At 52.1% G+C, this 2020-nt stretch carries 1 protein-coding gene; it reads right to left on the bottom strand.

Annotation, left to right across the window (positions count from 1 at the left end):
* Nucleotides 1-137: 137 nt before the first annotated feature.
* Complete coding sequence (locus AB2B41_RS23185) at nucleotides 138-1871, bottom strand: adenylate/guanylate cyclase domain-containing protein (protein WP_367880198.1); 1734 nt, start codon at nucleotides 1869-1871, stop codon at nucleotides 138-140.
* Between the last annotated feature and the right edge of the window lie 149 nt (nucleotides 1872-2020).

Genomic DNA, 2020 nt, shown 5'->3' with positions numbered 1-2020 from the left:
ACGGCCTGAGCAACAGGCCCAATCACGCGCAATCGCGATGTGCTCGCGTTCCCCCGGCCGACTTCTTCAACACAATCAGCCCAAAGCGGACGGTATTTTGTGATGCTGAGCGCAAGGATCAATATACGCTCAGTTCTCTACGAAGACTGAGATGCGCCCGGTAGACCAGCTCTCATAAGCCTATCAATCAGAGTGTCTTTGACACTACGGTCAGCGTAATGCTCACCCATCTCAACATACTCAGTTGTGAGTTCGGGAACGGCCTTCAGGGCTTCGGTTATTACCGCTCGTGCGGCTTCTAACTTATCCAATGCAACTAACGACGCCGCCCTGTAGATCCGCGACCTTCGGGTCTGGAATGGGAGTTTGATCCCGAAATCAACTGCTTCTTCGAACCGCCCTAAGACATAAAGCGCGATCAGCCTTTCTTCGACGCACCAGACTGGGAGGAACGGGTCAAGCCGTTCGGCCGCATCGAGATGTTCGAGCGAACGCTTAGCCTCGCCACAACTTGAATAAAAATTGGCTGATTTTGCTCGGATGAACGGGTCGTTTGGGCTGAGTTCGAGCGCCTTTTCTACGTGAGGCCGAGCCAGCTCGAACTTCCCCTGATACTGAAATATCGAAGCCCTAATTCGATGCGCCTCCGGTTCATTCGGGTCCGACTCAAGCGCACGCTCTATTCTCTTGATACCTTCTTCTAGGTCAAAATCGGACAGGTTTGCGCCTGAACAGGTGTACATGGCCTGCGCACGCGCGTAACTCGGATCGGCTTCGATCGCACGGCCGAACCATTTTACGGCTTCCCGGTAATTTTCATCAGTTACCCCTCCCAATCGATGATGTTCGAGACCGCGCAAATGAAGCTCATACGCATTCATCGACTCTGGCTTTTTTCGCCGAGCTGCAGAAATATCGGTTTCTTCGATGCGGCCAAGAAGCGTTGACGCAATACGGCTTACGACGTCTTCAAGCCCATCTAAGAGTTCTTCAAAGCCAGGGTTAAGGCGCTCGCTCCAAACAACAGTACCACCATCGGTTTCGGTCAGAGTCAGCGAGAGGCGTACGCGCGATCCCATCTTGCGAATGGAACCATTCAAAACATACCTCACACCAAGAAGTTCTCCGACGCGCCTCGGATCTTTGTCGCTTTCCAAAAGAGTTCTCGTTGCAGATAGTGCCGTTATAAACAATTTACGAAACCGACCGAGTTCAAACACCAGATCTTCAGTGAAACCGTCGGCCAGAAACTGTTGATCTTCGTCATTAGAGGAAGTGACCAATGGCAAGACCGCCAGAGAGTGCGGCCGTTTCTCTGTTTGTGGCTGCAAACGCGTTGGAGCAACTTGAAATCGGTGGCTTCCGGCCTCTCCAGTTACGCAGTAGACGCGAATAGCTTCTGAAATATTCTTGAAGTTTTGTTTTCCCAAATCCCTGAATGAGTATGGCGTCGTCCGTCGGATCTGATCGAAAACCGATCCACTGACAAATATCTCTCCTGGCTCTGCTGCCTGTTGGATTCTTGCTGCAACATTGACTCCGTCACCGATGAGATCCTCGCCCTCAACCATGACATCGGCCAAGTGCAGCCCGAACCTCAACTTAAGCGGCTCAGCCTGATACTGCTCGTTGGATGCAAGCGTATCACGGATGGAGATTGCGCAGCGCATGGCGTTCATTGGACTGCTAAACTCTGCGAGGATTGCGTCACCCATAGTCTTGAAAAGACGACCGTTTGTCTTTGCTATTTCTGTCTGGGTCATAGATAGGCAGTCTCGCATGCGCGCAGCTGTGCCTTCTTCGTCGATCTCCATCAGCCTGGAAAATCCGGATACATCTGCGACCAGAATTGTTGCTAGTCGACGTTCCAAAGCGATCTCCTAACGTTCTCCGCTGTGCAGCCTAGCTTGAGATGCCTATGCTTTCTAGTGGGATGGCCGCTGTGTCCGGATGCTGTTGAAAAAGTCGACCGGGGATTTCGTTTGAATTGATGGCCGAACGGTTTCTGCCCGGCTCTTCA

Source organism: Sulfitobacter sediminis, assembly GCF_040811725.1.
GTDB lineage: Bacteria > Pseudomonadota > Alphaproteobacteria > Rhodobacterales > Rhodobacteraceae > Sulfitobacter > Sulfitobacter sediminis.
The sequence above is the reverse complement of the archived record's forward strand: the minus strand, read 5'-3'. Positions and strand labels throughout refer to the sequence as shown.